At 76.4% G+C, this 21,389-nt stretch carries 18 protein-coding genes and 1 riboswitch; of the genes, 16 read left to right on the plus strand and 2 right to left on the minus strand.

All coding sequences use genetic code 11. The features are described 5' to 3' along the window. Positions 1 to 75: 75 nt before the first annotated feature. Positions 76 to 1,152, minus strand: coding sequence for a uroporphyrinogen decarboxylase (gene hemE / locus ACYVOF_RS00905; protein WP_460863418.1), 1,077 nt, complete (start codon positions 1,150 to 1,152; stop codon positions 76 to 78). A 94-nt stretch (positions 1,153 to 1,246) separates the two neighbouring features. On the opposite strand from hemE, the gene ACYVOF_RS00910 reads away from it, so the two are divergent. From ACYVOF_RS00910 to ACYVOF_RS00985, 16 genes are all read left to right on the plus strand, one after another. Next, on the plus strand, positions 1,247 to 1,828 hold the full coding sequence (locus tag ACYVOF_RS00910; RefSeq protein ID WP_460863419.1) for a DUF3000 family protein: 582 nt from the start codon (positions 1,247 to 1,249) through the stop codon (positions 1,826 to 1,828). A 9-nt stretch (positions 1,829 to 1,837) separates the two neighbouring features. After that, positions 1,838 to 2,428: a response regulator transcription factor gene (locus tag ACYVOF_RS00915; protein WP_460863421.1), complete on the plus strand. Its 591-nt coding sequence runs from the start codon at positions 1,838 to 1,840 to the stop codon at positions 2,426 to 2,428. Positions 2,429 to 2,469: 41 nt separating this feature from the next. Beyond that, positions 2,470 to 3,837, plus strand: a complete 1,368-nt coding sequence (locus tag ACYVOF_RS00920; RefSeq protein WP_460863423.1) for an HRDC domain-containing protein — start codon at positions 2,470 to 2,472, stop codon at positions 3,835 to 3,837. Positions 3,838 to 3,902: 65 nt separating this feature from the next. Beyond that, complete coding sequence (locus ACYVOF_RS00925; protein ID WP_460863425.1) at positions 3,903 to 5,177, plus strand: thiolase family protein; 1,275 nt, start codon at positions 3,903 to 3,905, stop codon at positions 5,175 to 5,177. Further along, a complete protein-coding gene (locus ACYVOF_RS00930; RefSeq protein ID WP_460863426.1) occupies positions 5,174 to 7,297 on the plus strand; it encodes a 3-hydroxyacyl-CoA dehydrogenase NAD-binding domain-containing protein in 2,124 nt (707 codons plus the stop codon). Before ACYVOF_RS00925 ends, ACYVOF_RS00930 begins: the two co-directional genes overlap by 4 nt. A gap of 164 nt (positions 7,298 to 7,461) precedes the next feature. Continuing rightward, a riboswitch (guanidine-I (ykkC/yxkD leader) is annotated at positions 7,462 to 7,571 on the plus strand. A gap of 58 nt (positions 7,572 to 7,629) precedes the next feature. Next, a complete protein-coding gene (locus ACYVOF_RS00935) occupies positions 7,630 to 8,322 on the plus strand; it encodes an urea amidolyase associated protein UAAP1 (RefSeq protein ID WP_460863428.1) in 693 nt (230 codons plus the stop codon). Continuing rightward, positions 8,319 to 8,933 (plus strand): urea amidolyase associated protein UAAP2, encoded by a 615-nt coding sequence (locus ACYVOF_RS00940; RefSeq protein ID WP_460863430.1) that lies wholly within the window; start codon positions 8,319 to 8,321, stop codon positions 8,931 to 8,933. The genes ACYVOF_RS00935 and ACYVOF_RS00940 overlap by 4 nt, the downstream gene beginning before the upstream one ends. Beyond that, positions 8,930 to 11,029 (plus strand): carboxyltransferase domain-containing protein, encoded by a 2,100-nt coding sequence (locus tag ACYVOF_RS00945; protein WP_460863432.1) that lies wholly within the window; start codon positions 8,930 to 8,932, stop codon positions 11,027 to 11,029. The genes ACYVOF_RS00940 and ACYVOF_RS00945 overlap by 4 nt, the downstream gene beginning before the upstream one ends. Then, complete coding sequence (atzF, locus tag ACYVOF_RS00950; RefSeq protein WP_460863434.1) at positions 11,026 to 12,705, plus strand: allophanate hydrolase; 1,680 nt, start codon at positions 11,026 to 11,028, stop codon at positions 12,703 to 12,705. Before ACYVOF_RS00945 ends, atzF begins: the two co-directional genes overlap by 4 nt. After that, a complete protein-coding gene (locus ACYVOF_RS00955) occupies positions 12,702 to 13,109 on the plus strand; it encodes a cupin domain-containing protein (protein WP_460863436.1) in 408 nt (135 codons plus the stop codon). Before atzF ends, ACYVOF_RS00955 begins: the two co-directional genes overlap by 4 nt. 118 nt (positions 13,110 to 13,227) lie before the next feature. Beyond that, entirely contained in the window at positions 13,228 to 14,880 is a 1,653-nt protein-coding gene (locus ACYVOF_RS00960; RefSeq protein ID WP_460863437.1) for an ABC transporter substrate-binding protein, read from the plus strand. An 8-nt stretch (positions 14,881 to 14,888) separates the two neighbouring features. After that, positions 14,889 to 15,845: an ABC transporter permease gene (locus tag ACYVOF_RS00965; protein ID WP_460863439.1), complete on the plus strand. Its 957-nt coding sequence runs from the start codon at positions 14,889 to 14,891 to the stop codon at positions 15,843 to 15,845. Then, positions 15,842 to 16,768, plus strand: a complete 927-nt coding sequence (locus ACYVOF_RS00970) for an ABC transporter permease (protein WP_460863441.1) — start codon at positions 15,842 to 15,844, stop codon at positions 16,766 to 16,768. The genes ACYVOF_RS00965 and ACYVOF_RS00970 overlap by 4 nt, the downstream gene beginning before the upstream one ends. Next, entirely contained in the window at positions 16,765 to 17,826 is a 1,062-nt protein-coding gene (locus tag ACYVOF_RS00975) for an ABC transporter ATP-binding protein (protein WP_460863442.1), read from the plus strand. The genes ACYVOF_RS00970 and ACYVOF_RS00975 overlap by 4 nt, the downstream gene beginning before the upstream one ends. Further along, on the plus strand, positions 17,823 to 18,857 hold the full coding sequence (locus ACYVOF_RS00980) for an ABC transporter ATP-binding protein (RefSeq protein WP_460863444.1): 1,035 nt from the start codon (positions 17,823 to 17,825) through the stop codon (positions 18,855 to 18,857). Before ACYVOF_RS00975 ends, ACYVOF_RS00980 begins: the two co-directional genes overlap by 4 nt. After that, entirely contained in the window at positions 18,854 to 20,659 is a 1,806-nt protein-coding gene (locus ACYVOF_RS00985) for a gamma-glutamyltransferase family protein (protein WP_460863445.1), read from the plus strand. The genes ACYVOF_RS00980 and ACYVOF_RS00985 overlap by 4 nt, the downstream gene beginning before the upstream one ends. Positions 20,660 to 20,679: 20 nt before the next feature. Here ACYVOF_RS00985 and ACYVOF_RS00990 read toward each other — a convergent pair whose 3' ends face one another. Beyond that, positions 20,680 to 21,366: a GntR family transcriptional regulator gene (locus tag ACYVOF_RS00990; RefSeq protein WP_460863447.1), complete on the minus strand. Its 687-nt coding sequence runs from the start codon at positions 21,364 to 21,366 to the stop codon at positions 20,680 to 20,682. Positions 21,367 to 21,389 lie beyond the last annotated feature (23 nt).

The raw sequence follows: 21,389 nt of genomic DNA on the forward strand, positions 1-21,389 counted from the left end.
CCGCGACACCGCCGCCGACGACGGCGATCCGCCCCGGCGCGGCCCCCGGGCCCGCCGGGCCGGGGTCCGCTGGGCTCACGAGCCGTGGACGAGCTCCACCAGGCGGGTGAGCACGTCGGGGTCGGTGTCGGGCAGCACCCCGTGGCCGAGGTTGAACACGTGGCCCCCGGACCCCAGCTCGCGGGCGGTGGCGGCCTCGGCGAGGACGCGGCGGGTCTCCCGCTCCACCGCGGCGGGGCCGGCGAACAGGACGGCCGGGTCGAGGTTGCCCTGCAGCACGGTGCCCGGGGGCACGCGGGTGGCGGCGACGTCGAGCGGCACCCGCCAGTCGACCCCGACGACGTCCGCTCCGACCTCCGCCATCGCGCCGAGCAGCTCGCCGGTGCCGACGCCGAAGTGCACGCGCGGCACGCCCACCTCGGCCAGCGACTCCAGCACCCGGGCGGAGTGCGGGGCGACGAACTCGCGGTACTCGGCCAGGGAGAGCGCGCCGGCCCAGGAGTCGAACAGCTGCACGGCGTCGACCCCGGCCCGCACCTGCTCGTGCAGGAACAGCGCCGTGCTCTCGGCCAGCCGGGCCAGCAGGGCGTGCCACAGCTGCGGGTCGGAGTGCATGAGGGCCTTGGTCCGCTCGTGGTTGCGGCTCGGCCCGCCCTCCACGAGGTAGGAGGCCAGGGTGAAGGGGGCGCCGGCGAAGCCGATGAGCGGGACGTCGCCGAGCTCGGCGACGAGCAGGCCCACGGCCTCCGCGACGGGGGCGACGTGCTCGGGGGCCAGCTCGGGCAGCGCGGCCAGGTCGGCGGCCGTGCGCACCGGCGCGGCGATGACCGGGCCGGTGCCGGCGACGATGTCCAGGTCGACCCCCGCGGCCTTGAGCGGGACGACGATGTCGGAGAACAGGATGGCCGCGTCGACGCCGTGGCGGCGCACCGGCTGCAGGGTGATCTCGCAGACCAGCTCGGGGGTGAAGCAGGCCTCGAGCATCCCGGTGCCGCGGCGCACCTCGCGGTACTCGGGCAGGGAGCGGCCCGCCTGGCGCATGAACCACACCGGGGTGCGGCTGGGCGTCCCACCTCCCATCGCGGCCAGCAGCGGGGCGTCGGGCAGCGACCGACGGGCGGGGGACGGGGCGGCGGGCGCAGGTGAGGTCATGGCAGCGGCAATGCTGCCACGCGCCGGTCGCCGGGGGGTGTCCCCGCGGCGCGCCTGCGGCCCGGCCGGGGCCGCCGGCGCTAGCGTCCCGCGGGTGAGCACCTCCCCGGCCGGCACGGCACCCCGCGCGGGCGCCCCCGCGGACTTCCGGACCGCGGTGGCCGAGCTGGCCGCGGTGCGGGTCCGCGACGAGATCGCGCTGGGCCCCATCCGTCCCCCGCAGCAGCTGGCGCCCTGGAGCTACGCGCTGGGCGCGGAGGTCGGCGACGGGGACGAGGCCGGCGCGACGGGTCGGCTCATCCTGCTGCACGACCCCGACGGCCACGAGGCGTGGGGCGGCACGCTGCGGCTCGTGGCCTACGTGCAGGCCGACCTCGACGCCGACCTGGCCGCCGACCCGCTGCTGCCCGACGTGGGGTGGAGCTGGCTGGTCGACGCCCTCGGCGAGCACGGCGCCAGGCACACCGCGCTGGGCGGGACGGTCACCACGACCTCGTCGGTGCGCTTCGGCGACATCGCCGGCCCGACCCGGACCCACCAGGTGGAGCTGCGGGCGTCGTGGACGGCCGCCGACGCCCACCTCGACGCCCACGCCCGCGCCTTCTGCGCGGCCCTCGCGCACGCCGCCGGGCTGGCCCCGGCGGGCACCGCACCGCTCGTGCGCCACCCGGGCTGACCCGCCGCGGTGGGTCGGCCGAGCACCGCGACGCGCACGCCGGGCCCCACCACGGTGCTCGTGGTCAGCCACGACCCGGCGGTGCGCGTCGACACGACCGCCCGGCACCACGGGGCCACCGTGATCGAGGCGGCCAGCGCGGGTGAGGCGGCGCTGTGCACCCGGCTGCACGGGCCGGGCGCGCTCGCCCTGGTCGACCTGTCGCTGCCCGACCCCCTGACCGACGGGCTCGTCGCCACGCTGCGCCGCGCCGGGTGGGAGGTGGTCCTCGTCCTGGTCCCGCCGGACGGCACCGCGGCCGCACTCCGGGCCCTCGCGGCGGGGGCGCAGGGGGTGCTGGTGACCACCGCCGACCGGCTCCCGGACGCCACCCCGCTGCGCCGCCGGGGCGATGAGCCCTGCTCGGCGGTGCTCACCGGCCGGGAGCGTGCGGTGCTCGCGCTCGTCGCCGGCGGGGCGGGCAACCGCGAGGTCGCCCGACGCATCGGGGTGTCCCCGCTGACGGTCAAGGCGCACCTCGCCCGGGTGGCGGGCAAGCTCGGCACCGGCGACCGCGCCGAGATGGTGCTGCTCGCGCTGCGGGCGGGGCTCATCGGGTGAGGCGGGCACCGGGCGGGGTCCGGGTGCGTAGGGTCTCGCCGGTGCCTCCCACCACAGCGCCCGGGCCCGGGCAGCCCACCCCCGGGGACGCCACCGGGGACCTGACGGCGGACACGACCGGGGACACGCCTGCGGACGCCAGCGGGGACGCGGCCGGGCAGGCCGCCGTCACGCCGCTGCTCGTGCCCGCGGACGGGGTGCCCGAGGTCGTCACCACCGCCGAGGGGCTCGCCGCCGCGGCCGCCGCGATCGCGGCGGGCACCGGGCCGGTCGCGCTGGACGCGGAGCGCGCGTCGGGCTTCCGGTACTCGGGGCGGGCCTACCTCGTGCAGCTGCGGCGCGCCGGGGCGGGCACGTTCCTCGTCGACCCCATCCCCACCGCCGACGCCATGGCCCCGCTCGCCGCCGCGCTCGACGGCCCGGAGTGGGTGCTGCACGCCGCGAGCCAGGACCTGCCCTGCCTGGCCGAGCTCGGCCTGCACCCCCGCTCGCTGTTCGACACCGAGCTGGCCGGTCGGCTGGCCGGGTTCGAGCGGGTGGGCCTGGGCCCGATCGTGGAGCGCGTCCTGGGCCTCGGCCTGGTCAAGGGCCACGGTGCCGCCGACTGGTCGACGCGGCCGCTTCCGGCCGACTGGCTCACCTACGCCGCGCTGGACGTGGAGGTGCTCGTCGAGCTGCGCGACGCGCTCGCCGCCGAGCTGGCCGCGCAGGGCAAGACGGAGTGGGCCGCGCAGGAGTTCGAGCACGTCCGCCTCGCCCCGCCGCCCGCGCCGAAGCCGGACCGGTGGCGCCGGACGTCCGGCATCCACAAGCTGCGCCGGCCCCGCCAGCTGGCCGCCGTCCGGGAGCTGTGGGAGCAGCGCGACCGGGTCGCCGCGCAGCGTGACATCTCCCCCGGCCGGGTGCTGCCGGACGCCGCCATCGCCGACGCCGCCGCGCAGGACCCGCCGGACGTCGCGGCGCTGACCTCGCTGCGGATCTTCTCCGGGCGCGCGCAGCGCCGCCAGGCGCAGACCTGGTTCGGTGCCCTCGAGCGCGCCCGCACCCTGCCCGAGGCCGAGCTGCCCCCCGCCTCGCCCCGGCACGACGGGCCGCCCCCGGTGAACCGCTGGTCCGACCGCGACCCCGACGCGCACGCCCGGTTGACCGCGGCGCGGGCGGTGCTGGCCGCGGCGAGCGAGGCGCACCGGGTGCCGGTGGAGAACCTGCTGCTGCCCGACTTGCTGCGCCGGCTGTGCTGGGAGCCCCCGGCGGGTCCCGACGGCGGGCCCCCGACCACGGCCGAGGTCGACGCGGCGCTGGCGGCGGGCGGGGCCCGGGCGTGGCAGCGCGAGCTGCTGCTCGACGGGCTGACCGCCGCGCTGGCGGCCCGCCCGGCTCCGGCCGGGCCACAAGTTACCGGCCAGTAGCCCCCGGCTAGGGTTCGGCGCGCACGCCGGCAGGTGTGCGTCCCGAGCCCTGCAGGAGGACCCCCGTGGCTGCACCCGCCACCCCAGCCCCCGACACGTCCGTCCCCGCCGACGCGCGCCCCGCCGCCGTCCGCTCGGTCGTCTTCGTCGACGGGGTCCGCACCCCGTTCGGCAAGGCCGGCCCGAAGGGCGTGTACGCCGAGACCCGCGCCGACGACCTCGTGGTCAAGGCCATCCGCGAGCTGCTGCGCCGCCACCCCGAGCTGCCCCCGGAGCGCGTGGACGAGGTCGCCATCGCCGCGACCACCCAGACCGGGGACCAGGGCCTGACCATCGGCCGCACCGCCTCCCTGCTCGCCGGGCTGCCGCAGTCGGTGCCCGGGTTCGCCATCGACCGGATGTGCGCGGGCGCGATGACCGCCGTCACCACCACCGCGGCCGGGATCGCGTTCGGCGCCTACGACGTCGTCGTCGCCGGCGGGGTCGAGCACATGGGCCGCCACCCCATGGGCGAGGGCGTCGACCCCAACCCGCGCTTCCTCGCCGACAAGCTCGTCGACCCCTCCGCGCTGGTCATGGGCAACACCGCGGAGAACGTGCACGACCGCTACCCCCACCTCACCAAGGAGCGTACCGACGCCTACGCGGTGCTCAGCCAGCAGCGCTTCGAGGCGGCGGCGCAGCGCGGCGACATCGAGTCCACCCTGGTGCCCGTGGCCACCCGCTCGGTGGAGCAGGGCTGGGGCCTGGCCACCGCGGACGAGCCGCCCCGGCCGGGCACCACGATGGAGTCCCTGGCCGGGCTGGGGACCCCGTTCCGCCCGCACGGCCGCGTCACCGCCGGCAACGCCGCCGGGCTCAACGACGGCGCCACCGCGTGCCTGCTCGCCGGCGAGGACACCGCCGCCGAGCTCGGGCTGCCCGTCGGCATGCGACTGGTCGGCTACGCCTTCGCCGGGGTCGACCCGGCCGTCATGGGCATCGGCCCGGTCCCTGCGACCGAGAAGGCGCTCGCCCGAGCCGGTCTCACCATCGACGAGATCGGCCTGTTCGAGGTCAACGAGGCCTTCGCGGTGCAGGTGCTGGCCTTCCTCGACCACTTCGGCATCGCCGACGACGACCCCCGGGTCAACCCGTGGGGCGGCGCCATCGCCTGCGGTCACCCGCTGGCCAGCTCCGGGGTCCGCCTCATGACCCAGCTCAGCCGCCACTTCGCCGCCCGGCCCGACGTCCGCTACGGCATCACCACCATGTGCATCGGGATCGGCATGGGCGGCACCGTGATCTGGGAGAACCCGTCCTACGACCCGACCGCGGCCACCCAGGGGGAGCAGCAGTGACCACCACCGAGGACACCACCACCGCCTTCGACGCCGAGGTCGTCACCCACGCCCGCACCCGGGTGCTGCGCGTGCCCGGCGTCGACGGTCCCGTCGCCCTGGTGACGCTGGACAACGGGTTCGACCACACCAAGCCGTCCACCTTCGGGCCCGCGGGGCTGGAGAGCCTGGACGCCGCCCTCGACGCGGCCTTCGCGGCCGACCCCGTCGCCGTCGCGGTCACCGGCAAGCCGTTCATCTTCGCCGTCGGCGCGGACCTGTCCGGGGTCCCGTCGATCACCACCCGCGAGCAGGCCCTGGAGATCGGCCGGCTGGGCCACCGGGTGCTGCGGCGGCTGCGGGAGTCGAGCGTGCCCACGTTCGCCTTCGTCAACGGCGCCGCCCTCGGCGGTGGGGTGGAGGTGGCGCTGCACAGCCACTACCGCACCGTGGCCGCGAACGCCGCGGCGCTGGCGCTGCCCGAGTGCTTCCTGGGCCTGGTCCCCGGCTGGGGCGGCACGCAGCTGCTGCCGAACCTGCTCGGCGCCTCGACCGCCGTGCAGGTGGTGCTGGAGAACGCGCTGAACCAGAACAAGACCCTGTCCCCCACCGCCGCCGCCCGGCTGGGCCTGGTCGACGTGGTGCTGGACTCGGCGGACTTCCTCGAGCGGTCCTTCGCCTGGATGGCGCAGGTGCTCGACGGCACCGTGGTCCCCGAGCGTCCCGAGATCGACCGCGGGCAGGCGTGGGACGACGCGATCGCCCGTGGCCGCGCCGTCGTCGAGGGCCGCACCCACGGCTTCGCCCCCGGCCCGGTGCGGGCGCTCGACCTGCTGGAGCGGGCGCGGGAGGTCGACCTGACCGACCCGGCCTCGCTCGACGCCGCGTTCGCGGCCGAGGACGAGGCGCTGGCCGACCTGCTGATGGCCGACGAGCTCCGCGCCGGGCTCTACAGCTTCGACCTGGTGCAGAAGCGGGCCAAGCGTCCCGCCGGCGCGCCGGACAAGGCCCTCGCGCGGAAGGTCACCACCGTCGGCGTCGTCGGCGCCGGGCTCATGGCCAGCCAGCTCGCCCTGCTGCTCGTCCGTCGCCTCGAGGTGCCGGTGATCCTCACCGAGCTCGACCAGGACCGCCTCGACAAGGGCGTCGGCTGGGTGCACGAGGAGATCGCCAAGCTCCAGGGCAAGGGCCGGATCTCGCCGGACAAGGCCAACCGGCTCACCGCCCTGGTCACCGGCTCGCTGGACAAGGCGGCCTTCGCGGGTGCGGACTCCGTCATCGAGGCCGTGTTCGAGGAGATGGGCGTCAAGAAGACGGTGCTCGCCCAGCTCGAGGAGCACGTCGGCCCGGAGTGCCTGCTGGCCACCAACACCTCGTCGCTGTCCATCACCGAGATGGCCGCCGACCTCGCCCATCCCGAGCGGGTCGTCGGCTTCCACTTCTTCAACCCCGTCGCAGTGCTGCCGCTGCTGGAGGTGGTGCGCGGCGAGCGGACCGACGACGCCACCCTGGCCACCGCGTTCGCCACCGGGCGGGCGCTGAAGAAGTCGTGCGTGCTCGCCGCGGACAAGCCGGCGTTCGTGTTCAACCGGCTCGTCACCCGGGCCCTCGGCGAGGTCATCGCCTGCGTCGACGAGGGCACCCCGTTCGACGTCGCGGACGGGGCGGTGGCCGAGCTGGGCATGCCGATGAGCCCGTTCACCTTGCTGCAGCTCGTGGGCCCGGCCGTCGCGCTGCACACCGCGGAGACCCTGCACGGCGCCTACCCGGAGCGGTTCTCCGACTCGGCCGGGTTCCGCGCTCTCGTCGACGCGCGCAAGCCCGGGGTGTGGACGTGGGGCGCGGACGGCACCCCCAGCGTCGACCCGGAGGTGGCCGCCGCCTGGCCGCAGGGCGACTCCCCGTCCACGGCCGAGCAGGTGCTCGACCGGGCCCGCCGCGCGCTGGCCGAGGAGATCGCGATCATGCTCGACGAGGGGGTCGTGGCCGGGCCGCAGGACATCGACCTGTGCCTGCTGCTCGGCGGCGGGTTCGGCTTCTGGAACGGTGGCATCACCCCCTACCTCGACCGCACCGGGGTCTCCGAGGCCGTCACGGGGCACCGCTTCCTGCCCGCCGGCGTGGCGTCCGTCCCCGCCTGACCCCCCGCTCCCCCCGCACGTAGCGGGCTACCTGCTGCTCGCGCCGCCCGCCGGCGCGCAGGTAGCCCGCTACCTGCGGGTCCGGGGGCGAAACACGATCGTCACCTCGGGGGCAGGGCCCGGTAACACCGTGACGGTGGAGTGGTCCACGACCTGCTGACGAGGCAGGGCGCGTCTAGGGTTCCGCCTCCCGCGAGGGAGGGCCTGGTCCGAGAGATGCAGGCGGGCACCGTGCTCCATGCCCGTTCCACGGCGGGGGAAAAGCCCGGGAGGCCACACCAGGCCCCGGGCCGCGTGCCGCGCACCCGGGACCCTCCCTCCAGGAGGACACCGTGACCCCCACCCAGACCCACGTCGTGCCCGGCGGCGCCGCCTGGTCGGTCCGCGTGCGGCCCGGCCGCGAGCTGCGGCTGACCGCGCTCGGGGACGGCGCGAACGTCAGCCTGCTGCTGCTGCGCGCCGACCACGAGACCGACCGGATGAACCTGCCCGACACCCTCAAGGCGCAGATGAGCGCCCGGGTGCACGCCCCGATGGTGCTCATGAGCGACCGCGGCGTCGGCCTGGCCTCGGTCACCGCGTCCACCCTGGACTGGCACGACGCGGTGTGCGGGCACTCCACCGAGGCCCACCTGGCCCGGTTCCCCGCCACCTCCTACCAGGCCGACCGCAACGCCCGCCGGCTCTCCGCCCGCACCGGCCTGCTCTCCGAGCTGCGCAAGCACGGCCGCGACCGGGCCGACCTGCACGCCTGCGTCAACCTGTTCAGCCGGGTCGCCGTCGCGGCGGACGGGGCGCTCTCGTTCACCCCCGGGCACTCCCGCGCCGGCGACGCAGTGGTGCTGCGCGCCGAGGTGCCGCTGCTGGCCGTGCTCTCCACCGCCCCGCACCCGATGGACCCCACCTGGGCCCCCGCGGACGTCCGGGTCGAGGTCGGCGCCACCGCCGCACCCGACGACGGCCCCCGGGACTTCCGCGAGGAGAGCGCCCGGGCGCTGCTCGAGGCGCAGCGGGTGCTGGCGTGAGCGGGCGCCTGGTCCTCGAGGCCGACGTCGACTCCGGGGACGGGTTCGTCCACCTCGTCCCGGCCGGCTCGTCGCTGTCCATCGTGGACCTGCACGGCAACCAGGCCGCGGACACCCTGCTCTACGACGCCCACGACCTGACCAACCGCTACAGCGCCGTGGACACCCTGCGCGAGCAGGCCGCCGCCTACCTGACCACCGGCTCGCAGCTGCTGTCGGTCGACCTCGACGTGCTGGCCACCATCACTGAGGACACCGTCGGCCGCCACGACACCCTCGGCGGGGCGTGCTCGCAGGAGTCCAACGTCATCCGCTACGGCGAGCACACCCGCCACCAGCACGCGTGCCGGGAGACGTTCCTGCGCACCGGGGCCGAGGTCGGCATCACCGCCCGGCTGCTCACCCACAACATCAACTTCTTCATGAACGTCCCGCTCACCCCCGAGGGCGGGCTGACCTTCGCCGACGGGCTCTCCGCCCCGGGCCGACTCGTGACGATGACGGCGGCGCGCGACGTGGTCGTCCTCATCAGCAACTGCCCGCAGCTGAACAACCCGTGCAACGGCTGGGACCCCACCCCGGTCCGCGTCGTCGTCCGGGAGCCGGCGTGACGGCCGTGGCCGCGGCCGCGGCGGGTGCGGTGGTCGGGTCCGGCACCGTCACCGTCCGCTCCCCCGGGCTGCAGACCACGGTGCAGGACGCGCCCGGCCGCACCGGGTTCTGGCACGTCGGCCTGCCGCCCTCCGGGGCCTGGGACGACCTGTCGGCCGCCCTCGGTGCGCTCGCCCTGGGCAACGAGCCGGGCGCCGCCTGCCTCGAGTGCGTGGTGACCGGCCCGGAGCTGGTGTTCGACACCCGCACCCTGGTCTGCCTCACCGGGGCGCTGACCGGGGCCACCGTCGACGGCCGCCCGGTGCGCCCGGGCGTCGTGACCACCGTGCCCGCCGGCGGGGTGCTGCGCGTGGGACCCGTGGGCGCACCGGGCATGCGCGGCTACGTCCACGTCCTCGGCGGGCTCGACGTGCCCCCCGTGCTGGGCAGCCGCGCCACCTTCCTGCTCGGCGAGCTCGGCGGGCACGAGGGCCGGGCGCTGGCCGCGGGCGACGTCCTGGCGCTGGGCCGCCGCGAGAACCTGGGCCCGCCGCTCGACGTCGACCTGCTGCTGCCCCGCCTCACCTCGGCCCGGGAGCTCCGCGTGGTGCTCGGCCCCCACGGCGCACCCGAGCACCTCACCGAGACCGGCATGGCCGACCTGCTCGCCGCGACCTGGACGGTGGACCACCGCGCCGACCGCACCGGGGTCCGGCTGGTCGGGCCCCGCCCCGGCTGGGCCCGCACCGACGGCGGCGAGGCCGGCCTGCACCCGTCGAACATCCACGACAGCGCCTACCCGGTCGGCGGCATCATGCTCTCCGGGGACACGCCCGTCGTCGTCGGACCGGACGGGCCGAGCCTGGGCGGGTTCGTCGTGCCGTGCGTGGTCGTCACCGCCGACCGCTGGGCCCTGGCCCAGCTGCGACCCGGGGACACCGTGCGCCTGGTGCCGGTGACCCCCGCACGGGCGGCGGCGGCCGCGGCCGAGCGCGCGAGGCTCGCGGCCGACCCCCGCGCCGCCGCGACCGCGCTGCCCGAGGCGCGGCTGCGCGGCGAGGTCCCCACCGGGACCGACCCGGGCGCCGTCCCCGACCCCGGCCCGACCGACCGCCCCGCCGCCCTCGTCGAGCTGCCCGGCGCGGGGCACCGGCCGGACCTCGTGGTGCGCCGGGCGGGTGACCGGCACGTGCTCGTCGAGGCCGGGCCTGCGGTGCTCGACCTGGCCGTGCGGGTGTGGGTGCACCTGCTCGCCGCCGCGGTGCGCGAGCGCGTGCCCGGCACGCCGGACCCCGACGGCACCACGGCGGCCGTCGGCACGGGCGGCATCACCGAGATGGTGGAGGGCGTGCGCTCGCTGCTGGTGGAGGTCGACCCCGCCCGGCTGGACCCGGCCGACCTCGGCGCGCTGCTGGCCGAGCTCGCCCTCGCGGTGCCCGACCCGGCCGAGGTCACCCTCGACGTGCGCGAGGTGACCCTGCCGGTCTGCCTGGACCACCCGCTCGCCCACGAGGCGATGGCCCGCTACACCCGCTCCGTGCGGCCCGACGCGCCGTGGTGCCCGGACAACGTGGAGTTCATCCGGCGCATCAACGACCTGCGCGGCCGCGACGCCGTGTTCGACGTCCTCACCGCCGCCACGTACCTCGTGCTGGGGCTGGGGGACGTGTACCTCGGTGCGCCCGTGGCGGTCCCGATCGACCCGCGCCACCGGCTGGTGACGACGAAGTACGACCCGGCACGGACGTGGACCCCGCAGAACGCGGTCGGCATCGGCGGCGTCTACCTGTGCGTGTACGGCATGGAGGGGCCCGGGGGCTACCAGCTGGTCGGCCGCACGGTGCCGGTGTGGCGGCTGCTGCCCGGGGCGGACGAGCTGCCGTGGCTGCTGCGCCCGTTCGACCGGCTGCGCTTCGTCCCCGTCTCGGCCGACGAGCTGGCCGAGCTGCGGGCCGGGGTCCACTCCGGACGCACCGGGCTGCACCACGAGCCCGCCACCTTCTCCCTCGCGGAGGAGCGCGCCCTGCTCACCGAGCACGGCGCGGAGATCGAGACCTTCCGGGCGCGGCGTGGTGCCGCGTTCGACGCGGAGCGGGAGCGGTGGGGACAGCGGTGACGACGACGGAGGAGACGGGCACGACGGCAGCGACGGCGGCAGGGGCACCAGCAGGCACGGCCGCGGAGCGGGCCCTGGCCCGGGCCCGGGAGGTCGGCCTCCCGGTGTTCCTCGCCACCGCCCCCGACGCCCGCCACGGTGACGGCCCGCTGGCCGGGATCCCGTTCGCCGTCAAGGACAACATCGACGTGGCCGGGCTGCCCAGCACCGCGGCCTGCCCCGCGCTGGACACCCCCGCCGCCGCCCACGCGACCGCCGTCGCCCGGCTCGTCGCGGCCGGGGCCGTCCCCGTGGCCAAGACCAACCTGGACCAGTTCGCGACCGGGCTCGTGGGCACCCGCAGCCCGTTCGGGGCCCCGGCGTGCCACGGCCACCCGGAGCACGTCAGCGGTGGGTCGAGCAGCGGCAGCGCCGTGGCGGTCGCCTCCGGGGTGGTGCCGCTCGCGCTGGGCACCGACACCGCCGGCTCCGGCCGGGTGCCGGCGGCGTTCCACGGTCTCGTCGGGGTCAAGCCCACCCGGGGCCTGGTGCCGACGACCGGGGTGCTCCCGGCGTGCCGCTCGCTGGACTGCGTCACCACCATGACGCGCACGGTGGCCGAGGCCCGGGCCGCGCTGGCCGTCCTGGCGGGCCCCGACCCCGCGGACCCGTACTCGCGCTCCGCCCCCGTCGCGCTCCCGCCGGGGGTCGCGCGCCGCATGACCACCGTCGGTGTGCCCGCCGGCCCGATCGACCTCGACGACGCCGCCCGCGGCGCCTGGGAGGCCGCGCTGGCCCGGGCCCGCGCCGTGGGCCTGCACCTCGTGCCCGTCGACCTCGCCCCGTTCCTCGAGGCCGCCACCCTGCTCTACGGCGGGCCCTGGGTCGCCGAGCGCTGGGTCGCCGTCGGCCACCTGCTCGGCGGCGCGGTCGACGAGGCCGCGCTCGACCCCACCGTCGCCGACATCGTCCGGGGCGGGCGGGACCTGCTCGCCGCCGACGCCTTCCGCGCGCAGGACCGGCTGGCCGCGCTGCGGGCGCGGACCCGGCCGACGTGGGACCGGGTGGACGCGCTGCTGCTGCCCGTGGCGCCGGGCCACCCCACGCTGGCCGAGGTGGCGGCGGACCCGGTGGGCCCCAACACCCGCCTGGGCACCTACACCAACTTCGCGAACCTGCTCGACCTCTGCGCCGTCGCCGTGCCCGCCGGGTCCCGCGACGACGGCCCGCCGTTCGGGGTGCAGCTGGTGGCCCCCGCGTTCGCCGACGGGCCGCTGCTGGACCTGGCGTCGGTGTGGTGCGGCGAGCTCGTGCCCGAGGTGCCCCACGGCCCCACCGTGGTCGTGGCCGGGGCGCACCTGTCCGGGCTGCCGCTCAACCGGCTGCTGGTCTCCCGCGGCGGGCGGCTGCTGCGGCGCACCCGCACCGCGGGCGGGTACCGCATGCTGCGCGTCCCCGACGGCGTGCCCCGCCCCGCCCTGGTCCCCGGCGACGGCCCCGCCCGCGGGTTCGCCGTCGAGGAGTGGGAGGTGCCCGCGCAGGGCCTCGGCGAGCTGGCCGGGGAGGTCGGCCCGCCGCTGCGGTGGGGTCCGGTGCGCCTCGCCGACGGCTCGTCCGCCCTGGGCTACCTGGGCGAGGCGGCGGAGCTGGCCGGCGCCGAGGACCTCAGCCACCACGACGGCTGGCGGGACGCGTGAGCGGCGAGGTCTCCCCCGGCGACGCCGGCTGGGTCGCCCACCGGCTGCACGGCGGGGACGGCGAGGTCCGGGTGCGGTGGCCCTTCGTCGACACGTGCGCGCTGCCGGTGGCGGTGCAGCAGTGGGAGCTCGACCCGGGCGCCTCGGAGGGGGTGCACGCCCACGGCGACGAGCGACCGCTGGAGGAGCTCTACCTCGTCTGCGCGGGCACGGCCACGGTGCGGCTCGGCGACGCGGTCCACCAGCTGGGTCCGGGGGACGCGCTGCGGGCCCCCGCCGGCGTGCCGCACGACCTGCGCAACTCCGGGAGCGACGTGCTGCGGGTGGTCGTCGTGCTGGGAGCGCCCGCGCCGACGGACTTCTCGTGGTCGGTGCTCGAAGGCCCGGCCCGGCGGGCCCGCTGACCGCGCGCCCGGGCCACGGCTGTTGCGGCTGTGTTTCCAGATGATCCACCCCTTGTGCCGTTCCTCGTATACAACATACGTTTTACGTCTCGCCCGACGCCCCACGCCTGGAGACCCCATGACCGCACGTCCCGGACGCCCCCGCCCCGTCGTGGTGGGCGCGGCTGCGACCGCCCTGCTCGCCGCCACCGCCGCCGCCTGCTCCTCGGTGACCCCCGCGGGCACCGACGCCGGCGGGGCCGCCTCGGCCACCGCCTCCTACGGCGAGCCCGTCTCCGCCGACCAGGTGCAGCAGGGTGGCCGGCTGGTCATGGCGCTCTCCGCCGATCCGGACAAGCTCGACCCCACGCTGTCGCGGAGCCTGTACTCGCGCTACGTGTTCCACGCGATGTGCGAGAAGCTCTACGACGTCGACCAGAGCTCGACGATCGTGCCGCAGCTCGCCACCGCGCTGCCCACCACCTCGCCCGACGGCCTCACGGTGACGATCCCGGTGCGCAGCGACGCCAAGTTCTCCGACGGCACCCCCATGGACGCCGCCGCGGTCAAGGCCACGTTCGACCGCAACCTCACCCTCCCCGGCTCCGGCCGCAAGAGCGAGCTCGGACCCGTCACCGGCGTCACGGCGCCGGACCCGACCACCGTCGTCGTGACCCTCTCCCAGCCCTTCGCCCCGCTCACCGCGGCGCTGGCCGACCGGGCAGGCATGGTGCTCAACCCCGCGACGACGGCCGCGCTGGGGGCCGACTTCGCCACCGCGCCGTCCTGCGTCGGACCCTTCAAGCTCGCCGACCGCGTGCCGCAGAACTCGATCGACCTGGTCAAGGACCCGAACTACTACGACGCGGCGAAGGTCCACCTGGACTCGATCTCCTACCGCATCATCACCGACGCCAACATCCGCGCGGCCAACCTGCGCTCCGGGGACGTGCAGGTGGCCGACTCGGTCTCCGCGCAGGACGTCGACCAGCTGCGCGCCGACCCGTCGCTGACCGTGCTGCAGTCGACCTCGCTCGGCTACCAGGGCGTGACGTTCAACGTGGGCAACGCCAACGGCGTCGGCAACCCCGTCGGGCCCGTGCCCTACCCCACCGGCCAGGACCCGCGGGTGCGCCAGGCCTTCGAGCTCGCCGTCGACCGCGAGGCGCTGGTCAAGGTGGTCTTCAACGGGCTGAACTCCCCGGCCTGCTCCCCCATCGCCCCGTCGACCGAGCTCAGCTCCGACGCCGCGCAGGCCTGCCCGCCGCACGACCCGGCCAAGGCCAAGCAGCTCCTCGCCGACGCGGGGGTCACCACGCCCGTGCCGGTCTCGATGATCACCTCGAACAACCCCGACAGCCTGCGGCTGGCCCAGGCGCTGCAGGCCATGGTCAAGGACGGCGGGTTCGACCTGACCATCCAGCCCGTGGAGTACGCCTCGCTGCTCGACCAGCAGGACCGGGGCGACTTCCAGGCCCTGCAGCTGGGGTGGTCGGGCCGGGTCGACCCGGACGCGAACACCACCAACTTCGTGGGCACCGGCGGCAGCCAGAACGTGGCCGGCTACAGCAGCCCGCAGATGGACGCCCTGCTGACCCAGGCCCGGCAGTCGCAGGACCCGGCCGAGCGGGCGCGGCTCTACGGCCAGGTCACCGACCTGCTGCACACCGACGACCCGATCGTCTACCTCTACCGCCAGTCGAACCTCACCGGGGTCGGCCCGACGGCCAAGGGCGTGCAGGTGTTCCCGGACGGCGTCATCCGCGTCGCCTTCGCCGGGCTCGCGAAGTAGGGGGCGGCGTGGCCGGCTACCTCTGGACCCGGGCGTGGCAGTCCCTGCTGACCCTGGTGCTCGCGACCGTGGTGGTCTTCCTCGGCGTGCGCGCGCTGCCCGGTGACCCCGTGCTCGCGCTCGCCGGGGAGGACCGGTCGCCCGAGGCGCTGGCCGCGCTGCGCACCGAGTACGGCCTGGACCGCCCCGTCTGGGTGCAGTTCGCGACGTTCGTCGGCCGCGCCGTGCGGGGCGACCTGGGGGTCTCGATCCGCACCGGGGTCCCGGTGAGCGACATGCTCGCCACCGCGCTGCCGGTGACGATCGAGCTCTCGGTGCTGGCCATCGTGCTGGCCACCCTGCTCGGCGTCGGCGCGGGCACGCTCGCCGCGGTGCGGCGCGGCCGGTTCTCCGAGTGGGTCGCCAACGGCGTCGCGCTGGTCGGGCTGTCGGTGCCGCACTTCTGGCTGGGCCTCGTCGCGATCCTGTACCTGTCCGTCGCGACCGGGATCTTCCCGGCCTCGGGCTTCGTGCCGCTGGGCGAGGACCCGGTGGACAACCTGTACCACCTGGTCCTGCCCGCGGTCATCCTCGGCACGGGCCTGGCGGCGATCATCATGCGCCAGACCCGGTCGTCCATGCTGGACTCCCTGGGCACGGACTACGTGCGCACCGCCACCGCGAAGGGGCTGTCCCCCTCGGCCGTCATCGGCCGGCACGCCCTGCGCAACAGCCTGATCGTGGTGGTGACGATCGTCGGGGTGCAGCTCGGCGGGCTCATCTCCGGCGCGGTGGTCACCGAGCAGATCTTCGGCCTGCCGGGCTTCGGGAAGATGACCATCGACGCGGTGTTCCAGCGCGACTACCCCGTCATCCAGGCGGTGGTGCTGGTGACTGCCGCGGCCTACATCGTCATCAACTTCCTCGTCGACCTGCTGTACTCCGTCATCGATCCCCGCATCCGGGTGGAAGGGGCGCCGGTGTGACCGTGCCGCTCGAGAAGGAGACCCCCCGGGTGGCCGCGCCGGCCGGGCCCGACGAGCCCGTGGCCGCGGGCCCCGCCCGCCGGGTGGGACGCGGACGGGTGCTGCGCCGGCTGCGGCGCAGCCCGCTCGCGGTCACCAGCGCCGTGGTGCTGCTGCTCGCCGTCGTCGTCGCCGTGGCGGCACCGTGGCTCGCGCCCTACCCCCCGGAGCAGACCGACTTCGCGGCCACGCTGTCCCCGCCGGGCACCCCCGGGCACCTGTTCGGCACCGACGACCTGGGCCGGGACGTGCTCTCCCGCATCATCCTCGGCACCCGCGCCTCGCTCGAGGTGGGCCTGCTCGCGGTCGTCGTCGCCCTCGGCATCGGGGTCCCGCTCGGCCTCGTGGCCGGCTACTTCAAGGCCGTCGACGGGCTGATCTCCCGGCTGACCGACCTGATGCTGGCGTTCCCGTTCCTCATCCTCGCCGTCGGCCTGGCCGCCATCCGCGGGGCCAGCCTCGGCAACGCCGCCATCGCCATCGGCATCTCGCAGATCCCCGGCATCATCCGCGTGGTCCGGGCGGACACGCTGCGGCTCGGCTCGCTGGACTTCGTCGCCGCGGCCGTGGTCGACGGCGCGGGCGACCTGTGGGTGCTCACCCGCCACGTGCTGCCCAACGCGACCTCGGTGGTGCTGGTGCAGGCCACCGTGGCCATCCCCGTGGCCATCCTCGGCGAGGCGGTGCTGAGCTTCCTGGGCCTGGGCATCCAGCCGCCCGACCCCAGCCTGGGCACCATGCTGGCGAGCGCCCAGCAGTTCGCCGCGCGCGCGCCGTGGGCGGCGATCCTGCCGGGCGTCACCATCATGGTGCTCGCCCTGGCGTTCAACGTGTTCGGCGACAGCCTGCGCGACGCGCTCGACCCGAGGGGGACGCGCCGGTGAGCCCGGCCACGTCCGCCACGTCGGCGGGACACGCCGGGCAGGAGCGGGTGCGTTCCGCGGTCGAGAACCCCGTGCTGGAGGTCCGGGGCCTCTCGGTCACCTTCGACACCGAGAACGGCCCGCTGTCCGCGGTCGACGGGGTCGACCTCACGCTCGGCGCGGGCGAGGTCGTCGGCGTGGTGGGCGAGTCCGGCTGCGGCAAGTCGGTCACCGCCATGAGCCTGGCGGGCCTGCTGCCCCGCAGCGCCCGGGTGCAGGGCTCGGTCCGGCTGCGCGGAACCGAGCTCGTCGGCGCGCCCGGCAGGACCCTGCGCGGGGTGCGCGGCAAGGACATCGCCTACATCTTCCAGGAGCCGATGAGCTCGCTGAACCCCGTGCTCACCGTGGGGCGGCAGATCGGCGAGGTGCTGCAGGTCCACACCGGGGCGTCCCGGAAGCAGGCGCGGGCCCGGGCCGTGGAGCTCCTGGAGCTCGTCGGGATCCCCTCGGCCGCCGTGCGGGTGGACCAGTACCCACACCAGCTCTCCGGCGGCATGCGCCAGCGGGTGATGATCGCGATGGCGGTGGCGTGCGAGCCCACCGTGCTGGTCGCCGACGAGCCCACCACCGCGCTCGACGTCACCGTGCAGGCCGGCATCCTCGACGTGCTCCGCGAGCTGCGGGACCGCCTGGGCACGACCGTCCTGGTCATCACCCACGACCTCGGGGTCATCGCCGACGTCGCCGACCGCGTGGTGGTGATGTACGCCGGACGGGTCGTCGAGCGCGCCGGGGTCGACGAGCTGTTCGCCCACCCCCGCCACCACTACACCGCCGGGCTGCTGGCGGCCTCGCCCGCGCCCGGGCGCCACGCGGGCAGCGACCGGCTCACCGAGATCCCCGGCCTGGTGCCGGTGCTCACCGAGCAGCCCGACGCGTGCACGTTCGCCGAGCGGTGCGCCGCCGCCGACACCACCTGCACCGGGTCGCGGCCCCCGCTGGAGCCCCCGGCCGACGCGCCGGGGCACCCGGTGGCGTGCTGGCACCCGGTGACCGACGACGAGGAGCCCCGACCGTGAGCGACCCGGACCCCGCCGCGACCGCACCCGCCGCGCTGGAGGTCGAGGACCTGGCCGTCCACTTCGGGCCCGTGCGGGCCGTCGACGGCCTCTCCCTGCGCATCCCGCGCGGCCAGGTCACCGCACTGGTGGGGGAGAGCGGCTCGGGCAAGACCACCGTCGGCCGTGCCGTGGTGCGCCTGGTCGAGCCCACCGCGGGCACGGTGCGGGTGGCGGGAACCGACGTCACCCACCTCTCCCGGCGTGCGCTGCGCCGTCACCGCCAGGACGTCTCCATCGTGTTCCAGGACCCCGGCGGCTCGCTCGACCCGCGGATGCTCGTCGGCGACCTCGTCGCCGAGCCGCTGCGCCTGGCCCCGGGCCGCACCTCGCGGCGCGACCGGCAGGCCCGGGTGGCGCAGGAGCTGGGCCGGGTCGGGCTGCGCGCGGAGGTCGCGCAGCGCTACCCGCACGAGCTCTCCGGCGGGCAGCGCCAGCGGGTCAGCATCGCCCGGGCGCTGGTGTCCTCCCCGGACCTGCTGGTGGCCGACGAGCCGACCAGCGCGCTCGACGTCTCGGTGCAGGCCTCGGTGCTCAACCTGCTCGCCGACCTGCAGCGCGACCTCGGGTTCGCCTGCCTGTTCATCACCCACGACCTGTCCGCCGTGGAGTACCTGGCCGACGAGATCGCCGTCATGTACCTCGGCCGGCTGGTCGAGACCGGCTCCCGCGAGCGGGTCTTCACCCGTCCCGCGCACCCCTACACCCAGGCTCTGCTCGCTGCCGCACCCGTCGCCGACCCGCCGCGGCAGCGCTCCCGCACCCCGGTGCTGCTGGGCGACGACCTGCCCTCGGCCATGGCCCCTCCCCCGGGCTGCCGCTTCCACACCCGCTGCCCCGTCGCGGTCGAGCGGTGCCGCTCCGAGGTCCCGCCCGTGGTGCCGCTCGACTCGGGAGGGGCGGCGTGCCTGCTGGTCTCGGCCTACGGCACCGGCCCCGACGTCCGGGACACCGGCGCCACCACCGTCCCCGAGGCCGGGAGGCCCGCATGAGCTTCACCACCCGCCCCACCTTGCAGGGCACCGTGGGCATGGTCTCGTCCACCCACTGGATCGCCTCGCAGGCCGCGATGGGCCAGCTCGAGCGGGGCGGCAACGCCTTCGACGCCGCCGTCACCGCGGGGTTCGTGCTGCACGTCGTCGAGCCGCACCTCAACGGACCCGGCGGCGAGGTGCCCGCCATCGTCGCCACCGCCGCGGACCCCACCCCCCGGGTGCTCGCCGGGCAGGGCCCCGCCCCCGCCGCGGCCACGATCGAGCACCTGACCTTGCTGGGGCTGGACCTGGTGCCCGGCTCGGGGCCGCTGGCCGCGTGCGTCCCCGGGGCGGTCGACGCCTGGCTGCTGCTGCTGCGCGACCTCGGCACCATGACCCTCGCGCAGGTGCTCGAGCCGGCCATCGGCTACGCCCGCCACGGCCACCCCGTGCTGGAACGGGTGTGCGCCACCGTGGCCGGGGTCCACGAGCTGTTCGCCACGGCCTGGCCCACGTCGGCCGAGCACTGGCTGCGCGACGGCCGCCCGCCCACGCCCGGCAGCCTCGTCACCAACCCCGCCTACGCGGACACGCTGTCCCGCCTCGTCACCGAGGGCGAGGCCGCCGGGACCGACCGGGCCGTGCAGGTCGACGCGGCCCGCCGCGCCTGGCGGGAGGGGTTCGTGGCCGAGGCGGTGGCGGCGTTCTCCGTGCGGTCCTTCCAGGACTCCAGCGGCGCCGCGCACCCCGGGCTGCTGACCGGGGACGACCTCGCGGGGTTCTCCGCCACCTGGGAGCCGGCGGCCACCGCGGACGTCCTCGGGCACACGGTGGCCAAGGTGGGGCCCTGGAGCCAGGGACCCGTGGGGCTGCAGGCCCTGACCGTGCTCGAGGCGCTCGGCGACCCGGCCGCGCTGGACCCCGGCACCGTCGACGGGGCCCACGCCGTCGCCGAGGCGCTCAAGCTCGCGATGGCCGACCGCGAGGCCTGGTACGGCGAGAGCCGCGGCGACGGGGTGGCCGACGTGCCGCTGGCGACACTGCTCTCCCCCGGCTACGCCGCCGAGCGGGCCCGCCTGGTCGGCCCGGAGGCCTCCCGCGAGCTGCGCCCGGGCCGGCCCGACGGCCGCGAGCCGGTGCTGGCGTCCCGCCTCACCGGGGCGGCCCCGCCGGAGCCGGAGCCCGACGACCCCAGCACCGGCGAGCCCACGGTGCAGGCCGACGGGGTGACCCGCGGCGACACCTGCCACGTCGACGTCGTCGACCGGTGGGGCAACCTGGTCTCCGCCACCCCCAGCGGTGGCTGGCTGCAGAGCTCGCCCACCATCCCCGCGCTGGGGTTCCCGCTGGGCAGCCGGCTGCAGATGGCCTGGCTCGAGCCGGGTCTCGCGTCCTCGCTGGTGCCGGGCCGGCGCCCCCGCAGCACGCTGAGCCCGACGATGGTGCTGCGCGAGGGCGTCCCGGTGCTGGCGTGCGGCACCCCCGGCGGGGACCAGCAGGAGCAGTGGCAGCTGCTGTTCCTGCTGCGCCACCTGGTGGGCGGGCAGGCGCTGCAGGAGGCGATCGACGCCCCCACCTGGCACACCACCAGCTTCCCGGGCTCGTTCTACCCGCGCGGCAGCGAGCCGGGGGTGCTGGTGGCCGAGGACCGCCTCGACGCGGCCGTCGTCGACGGTCTGCGTGCCCGCGGCCACGAGGTGCGCCCGTCGGGGGCGTGGACGCTGGGCCGGATGTGCGCGGTGGGTCGGGACCCGGCCACCGGGCTGCTCAGCGCCGGGGCCAACCCGCGCGGCATGCAGGGCTACGCCGTCGGCCGGTGAGGCGCTGCGCCGCAGCGGGTTCAGGCCTCGGCGCGGGTGAGGGCGGCCTCGGAGGCGGCGTGCACGTGCGCGGCGGCCGCGGCCTCCGCGGCGTCGGGGTCGCCGTCGGCGATGGCGTCGACCAGCCGGATGTGCTCCTGCCAGGAGTGCGGGGCACGCTCGGCGGCACCGATGCGGAAAACCCAGCGCACCTGCAGGTACAGCGCGCCCGCCATCGAGGCCAGCCACCGGTTGCCGGTGATCGCGATGATCTCCAGGTGCAGCTCGGAGTTCAGCTCGGCCACCCGCGCGAGGTCGTCGTTGGTCGTGGCCTCCCGGGCGGTGTCGAGCAGACCGCGCAGCCGGGCCACGTCCGCGGTGGTGGCCCGCTCGGCCGCGAGCCGGGCGGCCAACGTCTCCAGGCGCTCCCGCACCGCGAACATGTCCGCGACCGCGCCGACGTCGGGCAGCGCGACGAACGCGCCGCGCCGGGGCACGAGCTCGACGAAGCCCTCGGCGTGCATGACGCGCAGCGCCTCCCGCACCGGGTTGCGGGAGACGCCGAAGTCCGCGGCCAGGCGGTCCTCGGTGAGCCGCTCACCGGGTGGGTAGTCACCGTCCACGATGCGCTGGCGCAGCGCGGTGAGGACCTGGTCGCGGAGCGGGACGTGCTGGGAGCCCAGGGTTCCCAGCGGGCGCCCCGACCCCGCCGTGCCGACGTCCGTCACCGCCCCACCTCCTGACCGGAGCC

This window comes from Rhodococcus aerolatus (assembly GCF_054783215.1).